The sequence below is a fragment of the Streptomyces sp. NPDC005805 genome (assembly GCF_040630445.1).
Taxonomy (GTDB): domain Bacteria; phylum Actinomycetota; class Actinomycetes; order Streptomycetales; family Streptomycetaceae; genus Streptomyces.
In genome coordinates this window covers 1-22622 of the sequence record NZ_JBEXXN010000012.1, presented here as the reverse complement: position 1 = coordinate 22622, position 22622 = coordinate 1, and the positions used below count along the sequence as shown (strand labels likewise).

The following is a 22622-nucleotide window of genomic DNA, read 5'->3' as shown; positions in this document are numbered from 1 at the left end:
GGTTACCGGGCGGCGCCCAGCCGCTCCAGCACCCGCGCGCGCAGGAGCAGGTACTCGTCCTGCAAGCGGCGCAGCTCGGCGAAGGGCGGCCGGGGCACGACCACCCCCTCCGTCACGACCTCGTGCGGCGCGAACTGCTCACGCGTCAGGTCGATCTCGACGCCCTCCCCCAGGCGGTTCCACCAGTGGAAGTCCACCCGCCGCCCGTCCACCTGCACCTCGCCCCGCAGCAGCTCCCCGCCGAGCAGATCGTTGACCACCAGTGCCGTGACCCCGCACTGATCCCGCGCGGGATTACCCGCCGTCCACCGCGCCCGGTACTCGGGCGTACAGGTGTCGGCGTCCCAACTGCCGCGGACGGCCTGCTCGATGTCGGTGAGGAGAAGCGGTGTTGTTGTCATGGGCGGAGGATGCCACGGGGCACTGACAACGGCCCGCCCCGCACTCTGCTCCACCCTCCTCAGCGCTGCCCGAAGCGGCGGCGTTTCGCGGCGCGGCTCCAACCGCGCGGCGGGCCGGTGGGGGCGGAGGCGTCCGCCGGGGGCGCGTCCGGGCCCCGGTCACCGTCCGGATCGGCGTTACGGCCGGGGTCCACGACGCGGCCCGGGTTCACGACGCGGCCCGGGTCCACGACGCGGCCGGGGTTCCGGTGCGGGCTCGGGCGGTGGATCAGGGTCACCCCCTCGTGGTCCACCGGGTGCCACGCGTGGTCATGGGTCCGGAAGGTGAACCCCTGCTCGTTGTCGGTGGTGTGGGCGAGGAGCGCGCGGCCCTGGCCCGCGTACTGGCGGACCTCGTCCCACAGCACGTCACGGATGCGGGCCGACGGGTTCCCGATGAAGACGCCCGCGGAGATCTCCAGCAGCCAGCGTGTGAGGAAGCCCCGCAGCCCGGCCGGGCAGTTGGTGAGGACGATGACGGTCACCAGCTCACCTCGTCCCAGGCCCGCTCGCCGTCCGGCCCGTCGTGGTTGACCCCGGAGGCGACGACCTGCCCGCCGTCGGTCTGGAGCGTGACGAGGTCCGTCTCCGGTTCCGCGGCGTGCTCCGAGCCGGCCGTGCCGGGCAGCAGCAGCCGCTTGATGTCGTCAACGCAACGGTCCAGTAGCGCGGTCTCGTTGATGCGGTCCCGCAGGGCCCGCCGGGTCCGTGGGCCGATGTCCTCGTCCCCCTCGGCCGCCACGTCGAACGCGACCGGGATGCCGAGCCCGGTCTTGTAGAGGTCGGCGATGTCGAGGACGAACGACAACTCGTGCCCGGAGTGCACGAAGCCGAGGGCCGGGCTGAGGCCGAGGGAGGCCACGACGGCGTGCGCGACGCCGTACATGCACTGGGCGGCCGCGGTGACGGCCTGGTTGGGCGCGTCACCGCTGGTGAAGTCGCCGGGCACGTACCGGCGCCCCCGCCAGGGGACGCCGGTACGGGTCGCCTGTGCGCGGTAGCACTCCTTGACGCGTCTGCCCTCCCGGCCGAGGAGTTCATGGCGGGTCAGGCCGGCCGGGTCCTCGTCCGGGAAGCGCAGCCGGTACATCTCGCGTGCCACGGCGAGGCGGTTGCGCGCGTTGGCCCACTGCCGCGCCTGTGCCTCCATCAGGGCGGAGGAGCGGGTGAGCGCCCGGCCCGCCGCGTAGTAGCGCACGCCCCGCTCGCCGACCCAGCACACGGAGGCGCCGGTCTCGCCGAGCACGCTCATCGCCTGGTGGGTGACGCGGGTGCCGGGGCCGAGGAGAAAGGTGCCGATGGTGGCCGACGGGATGTGTGTGACGCCCTCGGCGTCCTCGGCCGTGATGGCGTTGGCGTCCCGGTGCACCGTGCAGCGCTCCAGGTAGACGAACGACAGCCGCTCCCCGACGCGGGTCAGCTGGCGCGGGGTGAGTGCGCCGCGCCGGGAGACCGTGGTCATGAGGCGCGGGCCGGTGCGGCGGCGGGCATCGGAGCGAGGGTGATCAGCCCGCAGCCGTATGCCCGGGCCCGCCCGACCCCCTGGGTGAGGGTGCGGCGCAGGGCGTCCGGGTCGGTGACCTCCAGCCTGCCGTCGTAGGTGGCGGTCACCAGGGTCACCGGTGCTCCCCGCCGGCGCCCGTTCGTGTCGCGGGTCTTGGCGAACGACAGGTCGCGCCCGCCCCCGACGGTGACCTCGTAGCGGTCGCCGTGGTGTTCGTCCTTGCCGTGGTAGGTCCGGCCGCCCGGCAGGAGGCGCTGGTCCGCGGGCTTCTCCAGGACCCGGAAGCCGCAGCGCTCCTGCCGCTGGAGGAGCCAGCGGATCTGGTGGACGGCGGTGACATGGGCGGTGATCTTGCGCGGTTCGTCCGGGGTGCGGCGGATGGTGTGGACCGGGTTGGCGGTGAGCCGGAACGCCCAGCGGTCGCCGGCGGCCAGCCGGTCCAGGAACGGTGCGTAGGGCCTGGTCTGCCAGCCGGGGCGCGCCGGATCGGCGGCCGCGGCGGCGGGCCAGCCCGCCTGTTCGACGAGGTGGGTCAGATCGGGCCGGCCGGGGCCGACGATGTACAGCAGGACCTCGGCGCGCCCCTGGTGGTCGAGCCGCCAGAGGACGCGCGGCCCGTCGGGGGCGGTGGGCTCCGACGGCAGCAGGTCGGGGAAGGCGGCCATCACGGCCGCGTGCAGCGCCTGCGGTGAGGAGAGGAGGCGTCGGGCGCCGGGGCGGGCCGTGTTCACACGGAAGCGGGTGAGGAACATCAGACGTTCTCCTCCTCCAGGGCGGCGAGGGGGTCGTGCCATACGGGCGCTCCGGACGGAACGGGGACCGGTACGCGGGTGGTGACGACGGTGCGCAGTGCGTGGCGGCGGTGCTCGGCGGCGAAGCTGAGCGGCTGGTCGCGGAGCGTGTCGGCGTCCGCGGTCTCGCCCGCGCCCGTCGCCTCGCGGAGGACGGGAAGTCCGGCGGGCGGATCGTGGCGGCGCTGCCTGCGGTACCAGGCCGACGCCTGCCAGGGCACCTCGGCGAGGACGTCTCCCAGTGAGCGGTCCTGGTGGAGGCCGAGGTCCAGCGGAGCGGACGGCGGGCAGGAGCGCCGCCCGAGGAACGGCGGGTACACGGGTGCCCGCACGGCGGCCCGCAGCCCGGCGAGCAGTTCGTGGTCGCCTTCCACGGCCGCGACGAAGACGGCGTCGGCGAGGTAGAAGCGCTCGGTGAGGGGCATGGACTTGCCGGTGACGGCGTGGTGCGCGGTGTGGAAATCCCGGATGCGGGTGCCGGGCTGGTCGATCCGGACACCGAACCGCAGTGCGGCGAGCGGGGCGAGACGGGTGTCGTCGCCGCGTTCGATGCCGGCCGCGGCAGCCAGGAGGCCGACGACTCCGCTCTTGGTGGGCGCGGACTCGGTGGTGCGACGGACGAACCGGGAGGCGGCTCCCCAGGACTGCAGGGGGCCGGCAAGCCGGAGGGCGAGCACGCTCATGCGGGCTTCTCCAGGAGTTCCGCGACGGCCTTGCCGACGGCGGAGACCAGGGTGCCCAGGTTCTCGGCCTCGGTGCCGAGGTCGGCGAGCTTGAGGGTGTTCGGGCCGACGCGCAGCACCCAGGTGAGGGTGGACTCCTCGTCGCCGTAGGCCCGTTCGATGTCGGGGACGTACGCGGCGAGCCGGTCCGACGCCTCGCGTACATGGCCGCCGGCGTCGCCCCGGACGGGGTCCTCGAAGGCGGCGACGAAGCTGATGGGCCGGGTGGTGCGCAGCTTGACGACGACGGCGTCGGGGAGGGTGTGGTGCCCGAAGGTGTTGATCTTTCCGGTGGGCAGGGAGGCGACGAAGCCGTGGACGAACGCCTCCACGGCGCGGCGGACCGGGTCGGTGCGCGGCTCGTCGTCGCGCAGGCCCTGGCCGAGGGTGGCGGCGAGCTGGTGCACCCCGACGGCCGCGTAGCGGTACAGGGTCGCCGAGTTGAAGTCGACGGTGCCGATCATTCCGGCGCCGGTCTCCTCGTCGGTGTTCTCGTCGTCGACGGCGGTGTAGTAGTCGGACTCGTTCTCCACGCGGTGGACGCCGATGGCGTGGGCGACCTGCACGGCGGCGTCGACGTTGATGTCGGCGGCGTCGGCGACCATCCGGCCGAAGAGGGCGATGTCGACGGAGTGGCGGCTGTCCGCGATCTCCCGGACCTTCTCCTTGGTCTCCTTGGCCTTGAGGTGGGCGGTGATGTCGGCGGCGCCGTCGACCGCGATCCTGGCCAGGCCGTCGAGCTGGCGGGCGCTGAGGAAGACGAGGTACTTGGCCTCGGGCGCCGGCCCGGGACCGCCGTCCTGGGTGGCGGCGTCCGGCGCGTTCGCCGCCTTGTCGGCCTTGCGCTTGGGGACCTCGGTCTTGAGGCCGGTGGCCTTCACGGTCTCGTCGGCGAGCCGGATCGCCGTCTCCCCGGCGGGGGCGGCGTCGAGCTCGGTGATCCGTGCGGCGAGGACCTCGACGACCTTCTTGGTCCGCACGCCCAGCTCGCTCGGGTCGAGCAGGTGCTCCTCGTGGAAGTACGTACGGGTGGCGCGCTTCCACGCCTGGCTGGAGACCCGGGCGCGCGGCACTCCGCCGTACACGGCGGTCTTGGGCGCGCCGGTGTCGTCCCGGTTGAGGTTGCTGGGCGGGACGGTCTGGAGGGCGTGCACGTCCAGGAAGATGCGGTTCACGAGGCGGCGTCCTTGTCGGTGTCCGTGTCCGGGTGGGCGTCGGTGGCGATGGCGGCTGTACCGGGGGCTCCGGCGAGGGCGTCCCCGGTGGTGTGCCGGCGGTCGGAGCGGTCCTGCCAGGCGTGGAAGGACCGGCCCCATTCGCGGCGGACCGCGGCCGGCCCGTCGGGCCACTGCCAGGTGTAGAGCTGACCGGCGAGCAGCCCGTAGTCGAGCGGGAGGTCGGCGCGGCGCAGCAGGACGACGAGGTCGCGGAGCCGCTGCGCGAGTGCGGTGAGGTCCGGTGCGGTCCCGGCGCGGACGAGGCGTTTGCGGACCGCCTCGTCGATGCCGTCCGCGGGCATGAGCCGGTGCACGGCCGCGCCGAGGCCGCGCGGCCGGTCGCGGCGGTGCGTCTGGTGCATGCGCACGGCGCGGGACGACTGCTGGTGCAGCGCCCAGAGGGTGAGGGTGGTGTGCAGGGCGTTCTCTGCGTGCGTCAGTTCCCGCTCACCGAGGGGCCGTTCGCCCTCCGGCGCGAGGTGCAGGGGCGCGGTGTCGATCAGATTCCACAGATCGGGCACCTCCCCCGCGTCCCGTCCGGCTCCCCGGCGAAGCCGGGCGAGGGCGGCCACGGCCCTGGGGCGGTCGCGCAGATAGCCCTCCTGCCAGGGGGTGATGTGCGCGACGGCGAGTACCGCGACCCGGGCGCGGACGGTGGGCGGTGTCACGGCCGACGCGGCCGCCGGTGGAGCCGTGGTGTCGGGTGCGGTCGTGGCCGTGGTGGCGGGCGGCGGGGCGGTCATGCGTCCACCTTCGTCGGGTCGGTCGTGGGACGGTCGGTGTGCGGGGCGTCCGGGGTCCGCGCGGCCTGCGGGTCGTCCGAGGCGGGTGAGGAGTCCGCCCCGTACGGGTCGCCCAGGAGCTTGAACAACCGGATGCGGAACCAGCGTTCGGCGAGGCTCGCGTCGAGCCAGTACGCCGCCTTCTTGTCGGTGACCTGTCGGCCCTCCCAGGCGGCGTCGCCCGCGTTCGCGACGAGGGCGCCGCCGAGGCGGAGGAGGGCGCGGTGCGCCTCCTGCTGCCAGGCGAGGCGCGCCCCGGCGGGGTCGGCCGCGTCCGCGAGTTCCAGCAGCCATGCGCGGTAGCGCCCTTCGAGGGCGTCGAACCCGGCGCTGCGGGCGGCCGAGCGGGACGAGTCGCCCTCCGAGCCCGCCGCCCGCGCCAGGTCCGTGGCCAGGTCGCCCAGGGCGCGGACGGCCGTCTCCGCGTCCTCGGCGGCGTGGACGGCCGCGTCGGCGTAGGAGCGGTGCCGCTTGTGCAGCAGGACCACCTTCATGCCGAGGTGGTCGTCGACGATCTCGTCGATCACGGACTGCTGGGTGCCGTACGCGGCTCCGACGATCCGCGCGCGGATCGGGTGGTCCGGCGTCAGGTCCCCGTCGGTGACCAGTCGGGCGACCCACTCCAGGATGCCGGGCCGCAGACGGCTCGGTGGTTCCGCCCCCTGCGGGGGCGCCGCCCGCCCGGCGACGAGGGAGCCGATGCCGCGCCAGGCCGCGCGGGCGGGGTCGTGGTCGCGCGGCAGATAGACGGGCTTCTCGCGGAGCTTCTTCTCCTGCGGCTCGCTGCGCCGCCAGGCCGTCATGGGCTCCCGCCCGTGCCGGTTGCGCGCGCGGAGCGGGTCGCCGTAGCCGAGGACGACGCCGTGGACGCCGTCCGCGTCGAAGTGGAGCCGCACGCGCCGCGACTGCCAGGTGTAGAGGTCGCGGACGCCGGTCGGGACGCGTTCCGCGCCGCCGGGCCCGCTCGGGAGCCGACGCCAGGCCGGGGCGTCGTCCTCGTCGATCCGCACCTCGGGGGTGTCGGCGGCGACGAGGTTGAGCAGCAGCGTCTCGCGCAGGTCGCGGCCCTCGACGAAGACGCCGCCGAGCCCGCCCGCCCAGCCGGTGCCCAGGGGATACACCTTGCCGTTCTTCATCCGGTCGTCCCCGACCGCACCGGACTTGATGCCGGAGGTGTCATAGGCGTGGGCGTGGACGACCCAGCGGGCGGCCTCGGCGAAGGTGAGCCGGTCGACGGTGGGCATACGGGCACTGAGGAACGGCTCGCCGTTGGGCACATCGGCCACGATGCGGTTGAGCGAGAAGACCTCGTCCTTCGCGGTGCGCAGACCGGGGGTCTGGAAGAACGGCGTCCCGGGGTGCAGGAGGTCGAACCGCTCGCGGTGCCGGTCGAGATACTCCCCGACAGGCGCGAAGCAGTCTTCCTCCGCCTGTGCGGCCGCCCAGAGCTCGCCCCACCCCTCGGCGTCCTCCGGCCCGTCGAGCGCGTCATGGGCGACGGCCAGCAGCAGGCGCACCAGGGCGAACTCGACCGTCGGCAGCTCGGCCGTGATCCTCCGTAACTCCCCTGCCCGCGCGAACACCTCACGGAGCGACAGCTCGTGCTGCCCGCCGTCCAGCCCGAGGACGCCTATCCACGGCCGCTCGGTCAGGTCGAAGGACGGCATGCCGTGGGCACGGGTCGTGGTGGGTTCAGCCATGGGTCACCTCCAGACCGTCGGACGGGCTGTACCTCAGAGAAAATCCTGCCAGCCGGGTCTGACAGTCCTCGTCGAGCGCGAGAACGAGCTGGTCGGAGAGCCAAGGGCTGTCCTTGCCCTGCCACGCCGGCACATACAGCTCCTCCAGTTCCGCGAGGGCGGCGTCGGCGGTCTCCGCGAACGAGAACTGGACCGGGAGCCGCAGTCCGCAGCTCGCGGCGGTCCGCGCGGCGAGGGGCACGGGCCGTGCGTCCTGCGGGAGTTCGAGCCCGGCGCGCCGTCCGCCCCTGCGGTCCGCCGGCAGCCACGGCAGGGTGGCGAGGCTCCCGTCGGCCCGGCGCTGCACGACGACGACCTCCAGGCCCTCCCGGCTGTCGCGGACCTGGGCGCGGCCGGTGCGGGTGTCGTCGGCGTCCCCGACCCCGGCGGCGACCCAGCCGAACAGGGGCCGCCCGGGACGTCCGACCTCGCCGAGCCGGAAGGCCGAGGCCCCGTCCTCCTGGCGGGCCCGGTGCTCCTCGTGCGCGGCGCGCGCCTCGTCCAGCGCGGCCGCCCAGTGGTCCGGGCCGACCGGCCCGTCCCCGTAGGCGGCCTGCACGAGCGGACTGATGTCCGCGGGGAGCCGGACGGGCCGGTCCGGGCCGCCGTCGAGGTGCGGGAGCAGGACGGCTGCGGACCGCAGCAGCGCGTACGCGCCGTACACGGTCCTGGAACCGCGCACGGGCACGGGCACCTCGGCCGCGCCCCGGCCCCCGGCGCCCTCGTCCTCCCTGACGTTCTCGACACCGGTGACGAGGCAGCGCGGGGTGCGCAGCCGCTGGGGCCGGTCCATCTGCTCCGCGCCGCCGCGCGGGTGGCGGTGGAGGCGGCCCATGCGCTGGAGGAGGAGGTCGACGGGGCACAGGTCGGTGACGAGCAGGTCGAAGTCGACGTCGAGGGACTGCTCGGCGACCTGGCTCGCGACCACGATGTGCCGGCCCGCGGGCCGCTCGTCCGTCTTCTCCGGCGGGCCGAACAGGCGCAGCAGGGCGTCGTCCTTGGCGGCCCGGTCGAGGTCGACGAAGCGGGCGTGCGCGACGGTGACGTCCGCGTCGCCGAAGCGGTCCCGCAGGACGCGGGCCGTGTCCAGGACGCGCTGCACGGTGTTGCGGACGACGAGCGCGCAGCCGCCGTCGGCGAGTTCGGTGGTGAGCCGGTCGGCGAGGACGTGCAGGTCGTCGGAGAGGCGTTCCACGACCACGTCGGCGGCCCGGCCGGAGACCGCGGGGCGGCGGACGACGGGTTCGCCTCCCGGGGCGACGGCGGTCAGCAGCGGGTAGGCGCCCTCCCGCGCGACCGCGTCGTAGGCCGGGCCCGTACCGCCGGCGTACGCGGCGAGCAGTTCGCGGCGGCGGGCGGCGGGAAGCGTGGCGGACAGCACGACGACCGGGACGCGGTACGCGCCCAGCCAGGACAGCACCCGGTCGAGGTAGACGTTCATATAGGCGTCGTAGGCGTGCGCCTCGTCGATGACGACGACCTTTCCGGCGACGGCGAGGTGACGCAGCGCCAGATGCCTGCTCTTGAGCCCGGCGAAGAGGAGCTGGTCGATGGTCCCGGCGACGAAGGAGGCGAGCATGGCCTTCTTCCGGCCGCGCAGCCACGCGTGGGCGACGAGTTCGGCGCCCGCGTGCCCGGGGCCCTCGGCATGCCGGCGGGGTCTCGCCGGGCGGGGCGCGTCCAGGTCGACGGCGACGACGCTGCTCGCGTCCGCCATCAGCCCGGTGAACTCCTCGTTGAGGGCGGCCTTGGAGTGGGCCAGCTGGATCGAATGCCGGTCGCCGTCGCGGGCCGGCAGGTGCTCCAGCCAGCGGCGCAGGCGGGGGAACATGGCGTTGCCGGTGGCCATGGTGGGCAGCGCGAAGAACACTCCGCCCGCACCGGACCGCGCGGCGAACACCTCGGCGACGGCGAGCGCGGCCTCCGTCTTCCCCTCCCCCATCGGCGCCTCGATCACCATCAGTCCGGGCGCCGCCGTCTCCCGCGCCAGGGCGAGGGCGGCCTCCTGGACGGGCCGGACCTTGGCGCCGGGCGGGAGTCCGAAGCGGGAGGTGAACAACTCCTGTGCGTCGGCGGCCGGTTCGCCGGCGCGCCAGGCCGGGGGCAGGTCGAGCCCGTGCCACGCGGCGGCGAGGCGTTCCTCGTCGCCGCGCGGGGTGTCCTCGGGGAAGAGGGGGAACAGGTCGGGGTTGCTGGCGATCCAGTCGGAGACGATGACGAGCGAGGTCAGGAGGACCTGTACGGGCTGCGGGAGCCTGGCCCCGCGCCATGTGTCGCCGCCGAGCCGGGCGGTGACGCCGTACGCGTCGGCGCAGGCGTCCAGCAGTTCGTGCTGCACCCGCTGCCAGAGGTCCCGGCTGGGACCGGGTGTGCGGAGCAGTTCCTCGTGGGCGTACAGTGCGGTGATCTGGCCGGGCTCGGGCGGCACGCCGTGGTGGCCGCCGACGGCGACGGTGAACTGCCCGGTCTGCCGGGGCGCCCAGCCGTGCCGCTCCGTCAGCCACTGGCCGAGCAGCACCTGCCCGGCCAGTCCGTGCGGCGCGAGCCGCCGGTCCGGGCCCATCGCCTTCGCGGAGCGCATGGCCAGTCCCTCGTCACGCATCCGGTCCGGGAGGTCGCAGACGCCGTCGAGCTGGGAGGCGAACGCGGGTGTGGCCTTGCCGATGTCGTGGACCCCGGCGAGCCAGACGACGAGCGCGCGGGCGTCGGGTTCGCCGCCGGGCAGCGCGTCGGCGATCAGCCGCCGGACGCCGCGCGGCAGCCACTCGTCCCACAGCTTCCCGGCGACGGCGGCGCTGTCCGCCATGTGCCGCCAGAGCGGCATCCACCGGTCCGCGCCCTTGGCCCGGTCGTTGTCGTGCTTGGCCCACACCGTCCGCGCGGCCGCCGACAGCCGGCGGTGGAGGACGGGGTGGGTGACTCCCCCTGTGCTCATGGGAGATGGATACCGGGCGGGCGGGGCTCCGGTGGGCGGAATTTCGTGATCGGGTGCGATCTGCGGCTGATTTGTTCCTACACGCCCCGTGGGGCGGCGCCGAGGCTTAATTTGATCGGTTTGCCCGGACTCCGCGGTGGGCGCTTGACCTCAACCACGCTTCAGGTTGAACGCTGTGGTCATGACGTCCTTTTCCCTGACGGACCACACCGAGATCGCACTGCTCGTCGACGACTTCTTCCGGGCCCTGGACGAGCGCCCCTTCACCGACGACCGGGCCCCCGCCGCTTCTTCACCGAGGACGCGCGGACGGTGACGCCGCTGGGGGTGTCGGAGGGCGCGGAGGTGATCGGCGCGGAGGTGATCGGCCGGAGGTGACCGGCGCGGACGCCCGGGTGGCCCTGGAGCGGTACGCCCGTACCCGGCACCTCGCCACGGCGGTGCGGGGCGCCGCCGTCGACGGGCCGGACCGGGCGACGGTCCGGTGGAACGCGCTGATGACGCACATCCACCACGAGTCCACGCGGTGGGGGCACGGTCAGGACGCCGATCCGGAGTTCGTGGTGGCCGGCACGTACGAGGCCGAGCTGCGGCGCACCGCGGCGGGCCGGCGGATCAGCCGGATGACCATCGAGGTCGAGTGGACCACCGGGCGACCCCCGGTGCTCGCCTGACCGGGAGGGGTCCGCCATGGCCCGCGCCACGACCGAGGCGGTGACCCACCGGATCGCCCGCCGCGCCCGCCGTGCCCGCCCTGTCCGCCCTGTCCGCGCACTCGACGTCGATGGGCCCCTCACCGATCTGCTCCCGCCGGCCGGGCGTGCCCGCGGCGCGGGCCGTGGCGGCCGTCGGCTCCTCGGCCCGCCAGGCCCGGGAGTTGGGCGTCCTCTCGTCCCGGGTCGCGCGGCTGCTCGTCGGGGAACAGGGCTTCCGTGCGGTGATGGGTGATGTTGGAGGGCGACGCCCCGGCGAGGGTCGGACTCGACGCGTACGTCCGTACCGGCGCGGGCGACCCGAGGCGGCTGCCGGCGGGGGCACGTCCCTTCTGGCAGACGGAGATCCTGCGCCTCGTCCACCGGATGCGCGCCCACAACCGGGACCGGCCCGGGCTCCGGTCCGCTTCATGGGCTCCAACCGGCGGGGGCGTGGAGGGAGGAGGGGAGAGGGTGGCGGGTGGCGGGTGGTGCCGCGCGTGGTGGCCGGAGTGCTTGGTTACGCGTTCGACTTTGAGTGGAGAGGGGCTGGATCGGGCCGTAGGCTGCGGGGGACGGTCTGCCGATGGGGCTGCGTACGCGAGGGGGAGGAATGAGCAGTTTGCCGGATTACGCGAAAGTGCGCGAAATCGCGGTACCCGCGCGATAAAGCCACAGGTCACGCAGCCTGCTCCCCGCGCGTGCGGGGGTGTTCCCCCGGACGCACACCCCGAATGGACCGGACACTGCTGCTCCCCGCGCGTGCGGGGGTGTTCCCGGCCGCCGTATCCACCCCGCCCGGCACACCCTCTGCTCCCCGCGCGTGCGGGGGTGTTCCCTGGGTCTTGGCGAGGGACTGGGCGACGAGGTGCTGCTCCCCGCGCGTGTGGGGGTGTTCCCCGGGCGGGGTCGAAGTCGCCTTCGAACTTGGGCTGCTCCCCGCGCGTATGGGGATGTTCCCGGGTCGTCCTTGGTGAGCAAGCCCTCACGTGCCTGCTCCCCTCGCGTGCGGGGGTGCTCCGCGTGAGAGTTCGCCCCCGTCGACGCCGATTTCGCGCTCCCGCCGGAAGGGGACCGAGACCGTTCAGCGGACCGGGGTGTCGACGGGCCTTGACGATTCGCGACAGGAAGCCGCCAGGTGTTGACGATCCGCGCCACTAGCCCCGGCCCCGCGCCGAACAGCCCTCCGCCATGTCATGGTCCCGCCGACGACATCGAATTCACGACGGAGGGCACCAGCATGCGCATCCGAAACAGGGCGACCGCGCTCACGTCCGCGACAGCGATCGCCGCCGGAGTGCTGTTCACGGCTGTCGCTGCGGCCCCGGCCCAGGCGTACAGCCCCAACCCGACGACGTACATCACCCGACAGGTCACGGACAACTGCCCGTGCACGTATGGCGATCTGATCGACGGCACGTACTTCCAGAAGGACGTGGGCGGCACGGCCGTCAAGATCATGGGGACGGTGGGCAAACCCTCCAACATCGTGGGCAAGGTCGAGTTCCACCCCCAGGGTGAGAAGCTCTGGATCTACGACACGAAGAACGACGGCGACGCGCTCTACGTCAGGGTGGAGTACACGATCGACGGCTCTCTGAGGTCAACCGACATGTACAAAGCCCCCGGTACTCCAAAGGAGATCGATGTCCGGACCGTCGATCTGAACCTTCCCGAGGGAACTTTCGTCACGGTCCTGTGGTACGACGACGCCGATGGCGACGACCTGATCGCGGTAGGGAGGGGACGGGCCTGACGCCAACTCGCACCTACCGAGCCGGAGAACCCGCCCGGGCCGCTGCCCCGGCGGGACTCCCGGGGGCGTCGCGGAAGATGTCGACAAGCAGCCAGGATGTGAAGCGTCAAGAGGCGCGGGCGCCGGTCCGGCCCGGTGCGCCTTCATTGCCGACGACCGGCCTCCGACCGCCGCGCTTGCCGATCCTTCCCGGACCGACGCGGCTTCCGGGCAGAGGCCTACCCCCCTCGTCAGGGTTTCTCCGCACGCGACAGCGAGGCAGGGGGCGCTCGGCGTCACCCGCAAGTCGTATGCGGCGGGCCTACACTGAACGATGACCAAACTGGACACGCCACGCGAAGGGCGCGCCCCCTTTTGCGGCCTTTGGCCGACTCCGCAGTAGTGGACAGAATTACGCCACTCACTCGATAAGGCCGCGGGTCAGAAAGACTGCTCCCCGCGCGTGCGGGGTGTTCCTTGCTCCAGCCGCCGCGCGAGGATCATCGCGGCCTGCTCCCCGCACGTGCGGGGGTGTTCCCGGGGCGGCGGACATGCAATCTCCGAACAGTCAGCCCCGCACCTGCGGGGCCATCTCCCTAGGGCTTGTCTGACAAATGATCACCGAGAGGGTGCGTGCTTGGTCCAATTGCCTTGTCGTCCTGACGCCAGTCAGTGATTCTGGGCAGGTGCCAGGACAGGGGAAAAGAAGGCGGCGGCAAGAGGACGCGCGGCAGCGGCTTGCTGCTCGCACCGCGCCGGACGCGGGACAGTGGGAAGTGGTCGTTGAGACTCCGGACCGGGCGGAGATGCGTACGAAGTTACGCCGTCTTCGGGAAGCAGGAGTCGACGGGTCGATGATCCGGATCGACACGCTGTGCGGACGCCTGGCGGTGCCGACCACCTACCGGCTGAGCCGTTTCATGACGGACCCAGCGCAAGAGTCCGAGCACAAGCACTCTGATCATTGATCTTGTGGCAGGTCGAGGCGAGTTGACGGAAGCGGCGTGGGACCGAATAGAACCCCTGTTGCCGCGAGTGGATGGACGTGGCCGTCCGTGGCGTGATCACCGACAGGTGGTCAACGGGGTGCTGTGGCGGCTGCGGACCGGGGCTCCGTGGCGCGACCTGCCGGAGCGGTACGGACCTTGGCAGACCGTCTACGAGCGGTTCGCCCGCTGGGAAGCGGATGGGACCTGGGCGAAGCTGCTGGAACACGTCCAGGTCTGCGACGACGCGGCGGGCCGGGTCGAGTGGACCGTCGCCGTCGACTCCACGGTCAACCGTGCCCATCAGCACGCCGCCGGCGCCCGTAAAAAGGGGCCGCGGACGGGGACGAAGTGGAAGATCCGGGCCGCTCGCAGACGCACCAAGCACTCGGCCGGTCCCGAGGCGGGCTGACCACCAAGGTCCACCTCGCCGTCGATGGCCGGGGCCTGCCCCTGTCCATCGTGCTCACGTCCGGCAATGTCAACGACGCCACCGCCTTCGGCCAGGTCCTCGACGGGATCCGCGTTCCGAGAGCCGGCACCGGCCGCCCGCGCAGGACACCGACCCGAATCCTGGGCGACAAGGCCTACTCCAGCCGGGCGATCCGGCACCTGCTGCGGCGCCGCGGCATCGCCGTCACGATCCCCGAGCGCCGCGACCAAGCGGCCAACCGCCGGCGCCGAGGGCGCCTCGGCGGCCGGCCGCCCGCCTTCGACGAGGAGGTCTACCGCGAGCGCAACGTGGTCGAACGATGCTTCGCACGCCTCAAGCAGTTCCGCGCGATCGCGACCAGATTCGACAAGCTCGCCGACCGCTACCGTGCCGGAGCCGTTTCGGCCTCGCTGATCCTCTGGCTCCGAGAAACCAGTTCGTGATCATTTGTCAGACAAGCCCTAGGCTCCCGCGCGGCCGAAGAACGGGCCGGTCCACTTTTCGCGCGGCCGGGGGCGCCCGGTACGCGCTGGGTACCCTGGTCCGGTAGTTCAGCACTCCCCGCCCGCGCGGGGGTGCTTCCCACGAGTCCCGTCCCCGGTTCGCCTGCCACCTGCTCCCCGCCCGCGCGGGGAGAGACGGAGCCCCGCATGCATGCTCTCCCGCACGACCGCACCGGTGCGCGCATCAAGAGGCTTCGGCTTGAGCGGCATCTCACCCAGCGCGCGCTCGCCGACCTGTCCGGCGTGTCGTACAGCACCCTGACCAAGACCGAACAGGGTGTCATCGCCGCCTCCCCCTACCTGATCGCCTGCATCGCGCGTGCCCTGCGCGTGGACGTCTCCACCGTCACCGGACAGCCCTACGTCACGGAACTGCGCACGGACGAACTCGATGTGCTGATACGGCCCATCCGCGAATCGCTCGACGTGTACGACCTCGGCGCCGACCCCGAGATCCAGCCCCGCGCGCTCCTTCTCCTCAAGGCAGACGCGGAGGCGCTTCTCAGGGCGGTACGCGCCGGTGAGATCAAGCAGGCCGCAGGGCCGCTCCCAGGCCTCGTCCTGGAGACCACCACCGCGGCCCACACCGCCGACTCCACCGAGGGCTGGCTCCTGCTCGCCAGCACCTACCGGACGGCCTATGACATCGCCGCGAAGCTCGGCTTCCCGGATCTCGCGACGATCGCGCTCTCCCGGATGGAATGGGCAGCGCAGCGTGCGTCGGACGCCGTGGTCGGCGGTATGTACCGCTACATGCGGGCGCTGACCTACCTGCGAAGCGGTCAGTTCCGCACCGGCGAACGCCTCGTCTCCCTCGGTCTCGGCACGCTCGGCCAAGCGGACGACGGACGTGTCCGGGATGTCGTCACCGGACAACTCCACCTGGGCGCGGCCGTGATGGCTGCCCGCGCCCAGGACCACATGCGGGCGGATGACCACCTCGCCGAGGCAGAACGCATCGCCGAGTCGACGGGCGAGGCGGTCGACGTCCACTGGCTCTCGTTCGGCCCGACCAACGTCCGCGTCCACCGGGTCAGCGTTCTCGCCGAACTGGACCGGTACGACGAGGCTGCCCGCGCGGACCAGGGGCTGCGGATTCCGGGCGACTGGCCGGCCTCGCGGCGGTCGCACCACTACGCGGAGGTGGCACGCGCCCAGATGTGGACCGGAGACCTGGACAACGCGTTCGCGAACCTCCTGCGTTCCCGCAAGGCGGCCCCTCAACAAGCCCGTTACCACCAGACCGTACGGGAGACGTACGCCGGACTGGAGGCTGCGAAGCGTCGACTGCCCGACAGTTTCCTGTCGTTCGGCAACTGGCTCGGAGCCTGACGCCCGAGCGAAGCGTTGGCCCTGACTATCAACAGCTCCTGATAGTCAGGGCCTTTGCACGGGGCGACGATGGCGTGGCCGCCGGTGAGGACCCGACGGTGCAGCCCCCGCGACCGCGCCAACGGCCCGGGGGCATGGCCCACGCTTACGAGGAGCGTCGACATGCAGAACGATACGACCGGGCCCCCGCCGCCCGGCCCGGCGGCCCCTGAACCGGGATCGCCGCCCGCCGGGGTCGCCGGTATGCGGGACGCCGCGCGGCGGGTGCTCGCGCTCGGCGGGGCGCCGCCGTCGCGGGAGGACCTGGAGCGGCTGACGGACACCCTGCACGGGTACGTACGGCTCCTCGTCCCGGAGGTGCGCGCGCTGATCCGGGCGCGCCCTGCGGACGACCCGCCCGCGCGCGTCGCGCAGGTCGGCGTCGACGAGGCGTGGCGCCGGCTGCACACCGCTCCCGGCTTCGGTCCGGACGCGGCGCTCCGGCACGCGTGCCGGGTGGCACGCTCGGTGCAGGCGCTCTGCGACCACTACGAGACGCTGAACCCGCCGATCACGACGGGGATTCGGTGACCGCGTCGGTCGCGGACGGCGAGGGTGCCGAGGACGGCGGGGGCGGCGACGGCGTGGCCGCCCGGACGGTCACGCGGCGGTTCGGCGTCTGCCTGTTCTGTCCGGAGCCGGCCCCGGACGTCCTGCTGGACGTGGAGGACGCCGGTTCCGGTCCCGGCTTCCCCGTCACGGCGCACCGCGCGTGCGCGGACCGGCACCGCGAGCCCGTCATCGGCGGTTACGACCCCGAGCGCTGGGCCCGCGCCTGGGGCGTCCCTCAATGAGGGACCGCCGCACACCACCCCATGGCGACCGCAGCGGGGCAAGGGTCGCACGGGCGGGCCGAGGTGACCGACCGGAACGTCCGCCCACGTCACGACACATCGAGCAGTTCCGAGGAGACAGCATGAGTACGCACCACATGGATGGGTCCCACATGGCGACGGCCGGCAACGGGGGCGGCGGGGACGGTGGTGACAGCCTGCCCGGTCAGCCCTGGCCGGGGCCGCCCGTTCCGCCGTCGCCCGACGGTGGGCCGAGGGCGATCTGACGTGTGTGCCGCGCACATGGGTGGGGAGCGGCCCGGCCTGGGCCGCTCCCCCGCCGGGGTCGACCCGGTCTCGGTGCCGGAGTGGGCCGACGCGTACCGGGCCGTTCCGCGCGGACCGTTCCTGCCGGACGTCATATGGCCGCACGACATGGAGTCCGGCACCACTATCGCGGTCGACCGTGTGGTGGAACCCGCTATGTGGCAGGGGTATATGGAGGCCGACTGCCCAATCGTGACGCAGTGGGACGACGGGGCTGGGGACGCGCGGGAGCCCGGCACCGCGCCGACCTCCTCGGCGTCCATGCCGTCCGTGGTGCTGCGCATGCTGGACGAGTTGGACGCCCGCCCCGGGCACCGCGTCCTGGAGATCGGCAGCGGCACCGGCTGGAACGCCGCACTGCTCGCGCACCGGCTCGGCGCCGACCGCGTCGTCACCGTCGAGGTCGACGCGCGGGTGGCGGAGCGGGCGCGGACGTCCCTGGAGGCATTCGGGCTGCCGGTGCGGGTTGTCACGGGTGACGGCGTCCTGGGGTGGGCGGACGGCGCGCCGTACGACCGGATCGTGGCGACGGCCGGTGTCCGCGACATCCCGGTGGCGTGGCTGAGGCAGACCCGCCCGGGCGGTGTGCTCCTGGCCCCGTGGGGCACGCACTTCGGGCATCACGACGCGCTGGTGCGGCTGGTGGTGGCGGACGACGGACTGAGCGCGACGGGTCGGTTCACGGGCCCGGTCCAGTTCATGAAGCTGCGCGCCCAGCGCACCTCGTTCGCGGGGCACGGGGCGTACGTCCCGGACGGGGTCGGCGGCGCCGAGCGCTCGTCTGCGGAGGTCTCGGAGCAACGCCTGCTGGGTGACGGGCCGTTCGCGCCGCTCCTGTTCGCGATCGGGCTCCGGGTGCGGGCCATGTGCCACCAGCCGGCGGCGAAACGGGACGGCGCGCGGCCGGTGTGGTTCTACGGCCTGGACGAGAACCACGGCCACCGTTCCTGGGCGTGCGTGATGCTCCGCGACGGCCACGAGCACGCGGACGTCTGGCAGTCGGGCCCACGCCGCCTGTGGGACGAGGTGCGCGAGGCACTGGAGTGGTGGGAGTCGCAGGGGCGGCCGGGCTACGACCGCTTCGGCCTGACGGTGTCGGCAACGGAGGGCCAACGGGCTTGGCTGGACGACCCGTCGGCGTCCTGGGAGCGCTGAGCAGCGCCGACCGGCCGAGCGCTGATACCGGGCAGCGCTCCGTTGCGGGGTGGGCGGGGCGCGGCGGGGCGTACGCTGCGGAGAGTGGAGGGGGCGTGGGCGAAGGTGGCTGGGGGCGTGATGTGGCAATTGCCGGATTCTTCGATAGTGGGGGAAATCGCAGCACCTGTGCGGTGAAGCCGCAGGTCACGGAGTCTGCTCCCCGCGCGTGCGGGGTTGTTCCCCGGGCCTGCGGTGCCCTGACAGCGGGCGCATTCCTGCTCCCCGCGCGTGCGGGGTTGTTCCCAGGTCGACGGCGATCAGGTCGTCGTGGCGGAACTGCTCCCCGCGCGTGCGGGGTTGTTCCCGGGAAGAAGACGAAGCAGTTCACGTGGCGGGCCTGCTCCCCGCGCGTGCGGGGTTGTTCCCGTTGTGAGGCGTTCCTCGGGGAGGCCGCGGCGCTGCTCCCCGCGCGTGCGGGGTTGTTCCCCCGTGGAACGTCTTCTCCTCGATCACGCTGGACTGCTCCCCGCGCGTGCGGGGTTGTTCCCGCCCGCGCCGTTCTCGACCGGGCCCCGCGCCCGCTGCTCCCCGCGCGTGCGGGGTTGTTCCCTACGGCGGCGGTGGGAAGATCACGCCGACCGTCTGCTCCCCGCGCGTGCGGGGTTGTTCCCACCGAGCGAGGCATCAGGAATCCGGCGCCCATCTGCTCCCCGCGCGTGCGGGGTTGTTCCCCAGTCCTGGAGGGCCGTGTACAGGGCGGTGGGCTGCTCCCCGCGCGTGCGGGGTTGTTCCCTACTGGGACGTCGAGTCCGGGATGCTCCCTCCCTGTTCCCCGCGTGCGCAGGGATGTTCCTGATCGCCGCCCCCTCGCGACCGGGCCGGGCCCGGACGCATGGCCCGGCCCGGTCTCACGGCGGGAGCCGCTACTCCTCGATCGCCGTGCGATACACCGCCGCGTTCAGGAGCTTGTCGAGTTCGGCCGGGTCGGTGGGGCGGAGCTTGAAGATCCAGGACGAGTAGGGTTCCTCGTTGATCAGCTCCGGGGATTCCGAGACCTCCTCGTTGACCGCGACGACCTCGCCGCCCACCGGGGCGTAGAAGTCCGAGGCCGCCTTCACGGACTCGACCGTGCCGACCGGGTCACCGGCGGAGTGCTTCTTCCCCACGTTGCCCGGTTCCACGAACACCAGGTCACCGAGGGAGAGTTGCGCGTGGTCGGTGAGTCCCACGGTCACGGTGCCGTCGGGCTCCAGTCGGGCCCATTCGTGGGAGTCCGTGTACCTGAGTTCATCCGGGACGTTCGCCATGGTCTTCCCTCGCTCGGTCGTGCCGATCGTTGCGATCGACGCGACCAGGATGAGGACGCGGGGCGCCCGTTCGAACGGAATCCGCCAGGTCGGGGTGGGTGGCCCGCCGGGTAACGTCCCGGCGGGGCGTCCTCGGCGCGGCCCGCGACCCCCATCGCCGACCGCGTCCGCCCCGGCGCGAGATTGCCCGTATCTCGCCGGTGCGCGCCGCCGGACGGGTCAATCCGTGTTCTATTCGCGCGGCTCACGCCACATGGACCACAGCACCGGCCCCTCCCCCGGCAGGCGCAGTTCCTCGCGGACCGTGAAGCCGAAGTGCTCGTAGACGGGGATGTTGGACGGCCTGGAGGACTCCAGGTAGACGGGCTGCCGCGCCGCGTCCGCCCGGGCGAGGCCCGAGCGGAGCAGTGCCGCGCCCTGGCCCTGCCCCTGGGCGGCCGGGTCCGCGCCGATGACCGCGAGGGACCAGTGCGGGTCACGGGGTGCGTGGGTCGCCGCCAACTCGACCAGTTCGCCGAAGAGTTCGGCGCGTTCGCCCAGGATGCTCCGCAGTTCCCCGATGGTCTCCGCGTCGGGGACGGCCTTGGCCTGTGCCTCCGGTGCCACCCAGAACGCGGCCGCCGCGTCGGTGCGTTCGCACACGCCGTGATGGACGTACTGCCGCGTGAGGATGGTGGCGAAGTACCGTTCCATCGCCGGTCGGCGTGAGGCGTCGTCGGGGAAGAACCAGCGCATCATCGGGTCGTCCTCGAAGGCGCGGGCCAGGACGCGGCTGACCAGCGGGGCGTCGTCGATCGTCACCGTTTTGGGCGCGTTCGCTATCGGCATACGGGCCATTCTGCCCGTGATGATCTTGGGCGGTGCGGCGGGGTGCGGAGGGGGTGCCCGGCAGGTCCGGGCGGGCGGGTGCGGGCCTGCCGCTCTGTCCGGAGACCGGCCTATTCGGCGAGGTCGCCGTCGCCGCCGAGGTTGGCGACCATCCGGCGCAGGACGTTGATCGTGGTGATGTAGTCGGCGGGGTCGACGCCCTCGTGGGTGCGCTCGTGCACCCGCAGGTTGCGCTCCCGGGCGCGGAGGCGGCCCGCTTCGCCCGCCGCGCTCAGGGTCATGGCGGCCGACGCGTCCTCGGTCAGCCAGCCTCGGGAGACCAGGTCGTCGAAGACGGTGTCGAAGTCGATGCCCAGGTCCTCGTAGGGGGTGAGCCGTTCGACGAGCGTGGCGCGCGTCCAGGTCGCGGGGGCGCCGGCGACGTGGTTGAGGGTCCACCAGTGGGGCTGGGTGAGGCCCTCCAGCGCCAGCTCGGCGCGGAGGGCGCCGACGACGCGGCGGTACGCCTGGCCCGTCCACGCTCCGACGGGCTGGGCGGCCACGCGCTCGCGCGGGTACTCCTTGATGGTCATGGTCACGCTCCCCTGTCTGTCGATTGCCTGTCGACGCCGGACACGGTGAACGTAGATCCTCAAGTCTGCTTGAGGTCAAGGGTGGCGGGTGGCCCTCGTGGCCGCCGAAATGGCCGTGCGGGGGTGCGCTGCGGGCTGACATGCTCGGCGCATGTCAGCCACTGCGGAGCCCAGGCGCGCGTCCAAGCCGAAGCCCAAGACCAGCGTCTACATCTCCGTCGACGTGGAGGCGGACGGGCCCATCCCGGGGCCGTACTCGATGCTCAGCTTCGGGGCGGCTGTCGCGGGGCGGCAGGACGGGGACGGGTTCACGCCGGTCGCGGACCCGGCCCGCGACACCTTCTACCGGGAGTTGCGGCCGATCGCGGACGCGTACGTGCCCGAGGCGCGCGCCGTGAGCGGCCTGGACCGGGCGCGGTTGGGGCGGGAGGGGGCGGAACCGGGCGTGGCGATGGGCGAGTTCACGGCGTGGGTGCGGGGTGTGGCGCGGGCGCACGGGGCGCAGCCTGTGATGTGCGGGTATCCGGCCGCGTACGACTGGATGTTCCTGTACTGGTACCTGATCCGCTTCACGGGTGACAGCCCGTTCGGGCACTCGGGGTGCCTCGACATGAAGACCCTGTACGCGACGAAGGCGGGCGTGCCGCTGCGGTCGGTGTCCAAGCGGTCGATGCCGGCGGCACTGCTGCCGGGTCGCCGGCACACGCACCACGCGCTGGACGACGCGGTCGAGCAGGCGGAGTTGTTCGCGAACCTGATGCGGTGGGGTGCGGTGGAGTCCGGCTGAGGGCTGGGCAGGGTCACCACCGCGTCGTGCGTCACGGGAGCGGGTGGGGGCGGGCTGCGGGGTACTCTGGGCGACGGCGGCCGGGAAGGGAAGCATCGGGATTGATGTCCACTATGACGGGAATGACGGAGTCTTCAATAGTGGACGAAATCGCGACCTCCCTGCGGTAAAGCCGCAGGTCGGGCAGACTGCTCCCCGCGCGTGCGGGGGTGTTCCCCAGATCGGTGACGCCGTCGGAAAGAAGTCCGGCTGCTCCCCGCGCGTGCGGGGGTGTTCCCGCACCGGAGCCGCACCCGGCCTCCAGCACCTCCTGCTCCCCGCGCGTGCGGGGGTGTTCCCCCGGACAACTGGCAGGCCCCAGACCGGCTCGCCTGCTCCCCGCGCGTGCGGGGGTGTTCCCGCCACCCCCGACGACACACCGATCGGGCACCCCTGCTCCCCGCGCGTGCGGGGGTGTTCCCGCGCCGCCGACGAACTCGGCATCCACGACCCGCTGCTCCCCGCGCGTGCGGGGGTGTTCCCGGCCCGCGTCGGTGAAACCGGACATGCCCAGGCTGCTCCCCGCGCGTGCGGGGGTGTTCCCCCGATCCTGGCAGGGATGACACTGATCCGGCACTGCTCCCCGCGCGTGCGGGGTGTTCCCGACTGGGATCGGTACGGCCACCGGCAGCTCGCCTGCTCCCCGCGCGTGCGGGGGTGTTCCCTGGGCGTGGGGGGCGATCGTGGTGGGGGCCGCCTGCTCCCCGCGCGTGCGGGGGTGGGTCATGTCCCCTGTGGTGGTGTAGCCGGACCGATCTGATCGTTGTTGGGGTAGATCTTGTCCATGCTGCCTTCGGGGAGGTAGCGGCGGGGGAAAGCGATCCACTCGTCGTGCATCTCGATGAGCACGGCGGTGGTGAGTCGTTCGAGGGCGTCGGGGTTGGGGAAGATCTGCACGACGTCGGTCCGGCGTTTGATCTCGCGGTTGATCCGCTCCAGCGGGTTGGTCGACTGGATCTTCTTCCAGTGCCGATCAGGGAAGTCCGCGAACGCGGTCAGGTC

The 22622-nt window shown here is 72.9% G+C and carries 19 protein-coding genes, 4 pseudogenes and 3 CRISPR repeat arrays; of the genes and pseudogenes, 10 read left to right on the top strand and 13 right to left on the bottom strand.

All coding sequences use genetic code 11. The features are described from left to right. Window positions 1–2 precede the first annotated feature (2 nt). The 9 genes and pseudogenes from ABZ457_RS09380 to cas3 all read right to left on the bottom strand — a co-directional run bounded on the left by ABZ457_RS09380 (window position 3) and on the right by cas3 (window position 10130). Window positions 3–401, bottom strand: a complete 399-nt coding sequence (locus ABZ457_RS09380; RefSeq protein WP_359155661.1) for a hypothetical protein — start codon at window positions 399–401, stop codon at window positions 3–5. A gap of 248 nt (window positions 402–649) precedes the next feature. Continuing rightward, window positions 650–925, bottom strand: a pseudogene (cas2e, locus tag ABZ457_RS09375) (type I-E CRISPR-associated endoribonuclease Cas2e); the annotation flags it as partial. Then, window positions 922–1902, bottom strand: coding sequence for a type I-E CRISPR-associated endonuclease Cas1e (gene cas1e, locus ABZ457_RS09370; protein WP_359155659.1), 981 nt, complete (start codon window positions 1900–1902; stop codon window positions 922–924). The gene cas1e and the pseudogene cas2e, both read right to left, overlap by 4 nt. Beyond that, window positions 1899–2696 (bottom strand): type I-E CRISPR-associated protein Cas6/Cse3/CasE, encoded by a 798-nt coding sequence (gene cas6e / locus ABZ457_RS09365; protein WP_359155657.1) that lies wholly within the window; start codon window positions 2694–2696, stop codon window positions 1899–1901. Before cas6e ends, cas1e begins: the two co-directional genes overlap by 4 nt. Then, on the bottom strand, window positions 2696–3418 hold the full coding sequence (gene cas5e, locus ABZ457_RS09360; protein ID WP_359155655.1) for a type I-E CRISPR-associated protein Cas5/CasD: 723 nt from the start codon (window positions 3416–3418) through the stop codon (window positions 2696–2698). Before cas5e ends, cas6e begins: the two co-directional genes overlap by 1 nt. Beyond that, on the bottom strand, window positions 3415–4632 hold the full coding sequence (gene cas7e / locus ABZ457_RS09355; RefSeq protein WP_359155653.1) for a type I-E CRISPR-associated protein Cas7/Cse4/CasC: 1218 nt from the start codon (window positions 4630–4632) through the stop codon (window positions 3415–3417). Before cas7e ends, cas5e begins: the two co-directional genes overlap by 4 nt. Further along, window positions 4629–5417 (bottom strand): type I-E CRISPR-associated protein Cse2/CasB, encoded by a 789-nt coding sequence (casB, locus tag ABZ457_RS09350; RefSeq protein WP_359155651.1) that lies wholly within the window; start codon window positions 5415–5417, stop codon window positions 4629–4631. The genes cas7e and casB overlap by 4 nt, the downstream gene beginning before the upstream one ends. After that, window positions 5414–7156 (bottom strand): type I-E CRISPR-associated protein Cse1/CasA, encoded by a 1743-nt coding sequence (casA, locus tag ABZ457_RS09345; protein ID WP_359155649.1) that lies wholly within the window; start codon window positions 7154–7156, stop codon window positions 5414–5416. The genes casB and casA overlap by 4 nt, the downstream gene beginning before the upstream one ends. Further along, window positions 7149–10130 carry a CRISPR-associated helicase Cas3' gene (cas3, locus tag ABZ457_RS09340; RefSeq protein ID WP_359155647.1) on the bottom strand — a complete coding sequence of 994 codons (2982 nt, stop codon included), beginning with the start codon at window positions 10128–10130 and terminating at the stop codon, window positions 7149–7151. The genes casA and cas3 overlap by 8 nt, the downstream gene beginning before the upstream one ends. Window positions 10131–10311: 181 nt before the next feature. Between cas3 and ABZ457_RS09335 the strand changes: the two genes are divergently transcribed. The 9 genes and pseudogenes from ABZ457_RS09335 (at window position 10312) to ABZ457_RS09295 (ending at window position 18105) form a co-directional block, all read left to right on the top strand. Beyond that, on the top strand, window positions 10312–10446 hold the full coding sequence (locus ABZ457_RS09335; RefSeq protein WP_359155645.1) for a hypothetical protein: 135 nt from the start codon (window positions 10312–10314) through the stop codon (window positions 10444–10446). 58 nt (window positions 10447–10504) lie between these two features. Then, window positions 10505–10804 carry a nuclear transport factor 2 family protein gene (locus ABZ457_RS09330; protein ID WP_359155643.1) on the top strand — a complete coding sequence of 100 codons (300 nt, stop codon included), beginning with the start codon at window positions 10505–10507 and terminating at the stop codon, window positions 10802–10804. A 273-nt stretch (window positions 10805–11077) separates the two neighbouring features. Continuing rightward, window positions 11078–11182 (top strand): annotated as a pseudogene (locus ABZ457_RS09325) (erythromycin esterase family protein); the annotation flags it as partial. Window positions 11183–11510: 328 nt separating this feature from the next. Next, window positions 11511–11844: a CRISPR direct-repeat array (repeat unit 29 nt; unit sequence CTGCTCCCCGCGCGTGCGGGGGTGTTCCC). Window positions 11845–12062: 218 nt separating this feature from the next. Next, window positions 12063–12578 carry a hypothetical protein gene (locus ABZ457_RS09320; RefSeq protein WP_359155641.1) on the top strand — a complete coding sequence of 172 codons (516 nt, stop codon included), beginning with the start codon at window positions 12063–12065 and terminating at the stop codon, window positions 12576–12578. Window positions 12579–13529: 951 nt separating this feature from the next. After that, window positions 13530–14441 (top strand): annotated as a pseudogene (locus tag ABZ457_RS09315) (IS5 family transposase). Between the two features lie 185 nt (window positions 14442–14626). Then, window positions 14627–15811: a helix-turn-helix transcriptional regulator gene (locus ABZ457_RS09310; protein WP_359155639.1), complete on the top strand. Its 1185-nt coding sequence runs from the start codon at window positions 14627–14629 to the stop codon at window positions 15809–15811. Between the two features lie 162 nt (window positions 15812–15973). Then, window positions 15974–16381, top strand: coding sequence for a DUF6415 family natural product biosynthesis protein (locus tag ABZ457_RS09305; RefSeq protein WP_359155637.1), 408 nt, complete (start codon window positions 15974–15976; stop codon window positions 16379–16381). Next, the gene (locus tag ABZ457_RS09300) at window positions 16378–16644 is read left to right on the top strand and encodes a hypothetical protein (RefSeq protein ID WP_359155635.1); all 267 of its coding nucleotides are present in this window, start codon (window positions 16378–16380) and stop codon (window positions 16642–16644) included. The genes ABZ457_RS09305 and ABZ457_RS09300 overlap by 4 nt, the downstream gene beginning before the upstream one ends. Window positions 16645–16926: 282 nt before the next feature. Then, window positions 16927–18105, top strand: coding sequence for a methyltransferase domain-containing protein (locus tag ABZ457_RS09295; protein WP_359155633.1), 1179 nt, complete (start codon window positions 16927–16929; stop codon window positions 18103–18105). 195 nt (window positions 18106–18300) lie between these two features. Further along, window positions 18301–18941: a CRISPR direct-repeat array (repeat unit 29 nt; unit sequence CTGCTCCCCGCGCGTGCGGGGTTGTTCCC). Between the two features lie 69 nt (window positions 18942–19010). Here ABZ457_RS09295 and gcvH read toward each other — a convergent pair. The 3 genes from gcvH to ABZ457_RS09280 form a co-directional block, all read right to left on the bottom strand. Continuing rightward, window positions 19011–19394: a glycine cleavage system protein GcvH gene (gene gcvH / locus ABZ457_RS09290; RefSeq protein ID WP_359155631.1), complete on the bottom strand. Its 384-nt coding sequence runs from the start codon at window positions 19392–19394 to the stop codon at window positions 19011–19013. A 231-nt stretch (window positions 19395–19625) separates the two neighbouring features. Next, window positions 19626–20222 (bottom strand): GNAT family N-acetyltransferase, encoded by a 597-nt coding sequence (locus tag ABZ457_RS09285; RefSeq protein WP_359155628.1) that lies wholly within the window; start codon window positions 20220–20222, stop codon window positions 19626–19628. A gap of 110 nt (window positions 20223–20332) precedes the next feature. Then, window positions 20333–20794, bottom strand: a complete 462-nt coding sequence (locus ABZ457_RS09280; protein WP_359155626.1) for a MarR family transcriptional regulator — start codon at window positions 20792–20794, stop codon at window positions 20333–20335. Window positions 20795–20945: 151 nt separating this feature from the next. Here ABZ457_RS09280 and ABZ457_RS09275 point away from each other — a divergent pair, with 151 nt between their 5' ends. Further along, window positions 20946–21581 (top strand): exonuclease, encoded by a 636-nt coding sequence (locus ABZ457_RS09275; RefSeq protein ID WP_359155624.1) that lies wholly within the window; start codon window positions 20946–20948, stop codon window positions 21579–21581. A gap of 188 nt (window positions 21582–21769) precedes the next feature. Beyond that, window positions 21770–22346: direct repeats of the CRISPR family, unit length 29 nt; unit sequence CTGCTCCCCGCGCGTGCGGGGGTGTTCCC. 96 nt (window positions 22347–22442) lie between these two features. On the opposite strand, the pseudogene ABZ457_RS09270 reads toward ABZ457_RS09275, so the two are convergent. Beyond that, window positions 22443–22622, bottom strand: a pseudogene (locus tag ABZ457_RS09270) (transposase); the annotation flags it as partial.

Excerpts from the sequence above, each read along its gene's own strand:
- ABZ457_RS09380 (WP_359155661.1), bottom strand. The coding sequence starts at position 401 with ATGACAACAACACCGCTTCTCCTCACCGACATCGAGCAGGCCGTCCGC.
- cas1e (WP_359155659.1), bottom strand. The coding sequence starts at position 1,902 with ATGACCACGGTCTCCCGGCGCGGCGCACTCACCCCGCGCCAGCTGACC.
- cas6e (WP_359155657.1), bottom strand. The coding sequence starts at position 2,696 with ATGTTCCTCACCCGCTTCCGTGTGAACACGGCCCGCCCCGGCGCCCGA.
- cas5e (WP_359155655.1), bottom strand. The coding sequence starts at position 3,418 with ATGAGCGTGCTCGCCCTCCGGCTTGCCGGCCCCCTGCAGTCCTGGGGA.
- casB (WP_359155651.1), bottom strand. The coding sequence starts at position 5,417 with ATGACCGCCCCGCCGCCCGCCACCACGGCCACGACCGCACCCGACACC.
- casA (WP_359155649.1), bottom strand. The coding sequence starts at position 7,156 with ATGGCTGAACCCACCACGACCCGTGCCCACGGCATGCCGTCCTTCGAC.
- cas3 (WP_359155647.1), bottom strand. The coding sequence starts at position 10,130 with ATGAGCACAGGGGGAGTCACCCACCCCGTCCTCCACCGCCGGCTGTCG.
- ABZ457_RS09335 (WP_359155645.1), top strand. The coding sequence starts at position 10,312 with ATGACGTCCTTTTCCCTGACGGACCACACCGAGATCGCACTGCTCGTC.
- ABZ457_RS09320 (WP_359155641.1), top strand. The coding sequence starts at position 12,063 with ATGCGCATCCGAAACAGGGCGACCGCGCTCACGTCCGCGACAGCGATC.
- ABZ457_RS09310 (WP_359155639.1), top strand. The coding sequence starts at position 14,627 with ATGCATGCTCTCCCGCACGACCGCACCGGTGCGCGCATCAAGAGGCTT.
- ABZ457_RS09305 (WP_359155637.1), top strand. The coding sequence starts at position 15,974 with ATGCAGAACGATACGACCGGGCCCCCGCCGCCCGGCCCGGCGGCCCCT.
- ABZ457_RS09295 (WP_359155633.1), top strand. The coding sequence starts at position 16,927 with ATGGGTGGGGAGCGGCCCGGCCTGGGCCGCTCCCCCGCCGGGGTCGAC.
- gcvH (WP_359155631.1), bottom strand. The coding sequence starts at position 19,394 with ATGGCGAACGTCCCGGATGAACTCAGGTACACGGACTCCCACGAATGG.
- ABZ457_RS09285 (WP_359155628.1), bottom strand. The coding sequence starts at position 20,222 with ATGCCGATAGCGAACGCGCCCAAAACGGTGACGATCGACGACGCCCCG.
- ABZ457_RS09280 (WP_359155626.1), bottom strand. The coding sequence starts at position 20,794 with ATGACCATCAAGGAGTACCCGCGCGAGCGCGTGGCCGCCCAGCCCGTC.
- ABZ457_RS09275 (WP_359155624.1), top strand. The coding sequence starts at position 20,946 with ATGTCAGCCACTGCGGAGCCCAGGCGCGCGTCCAAGCCGAAGCCCAAG.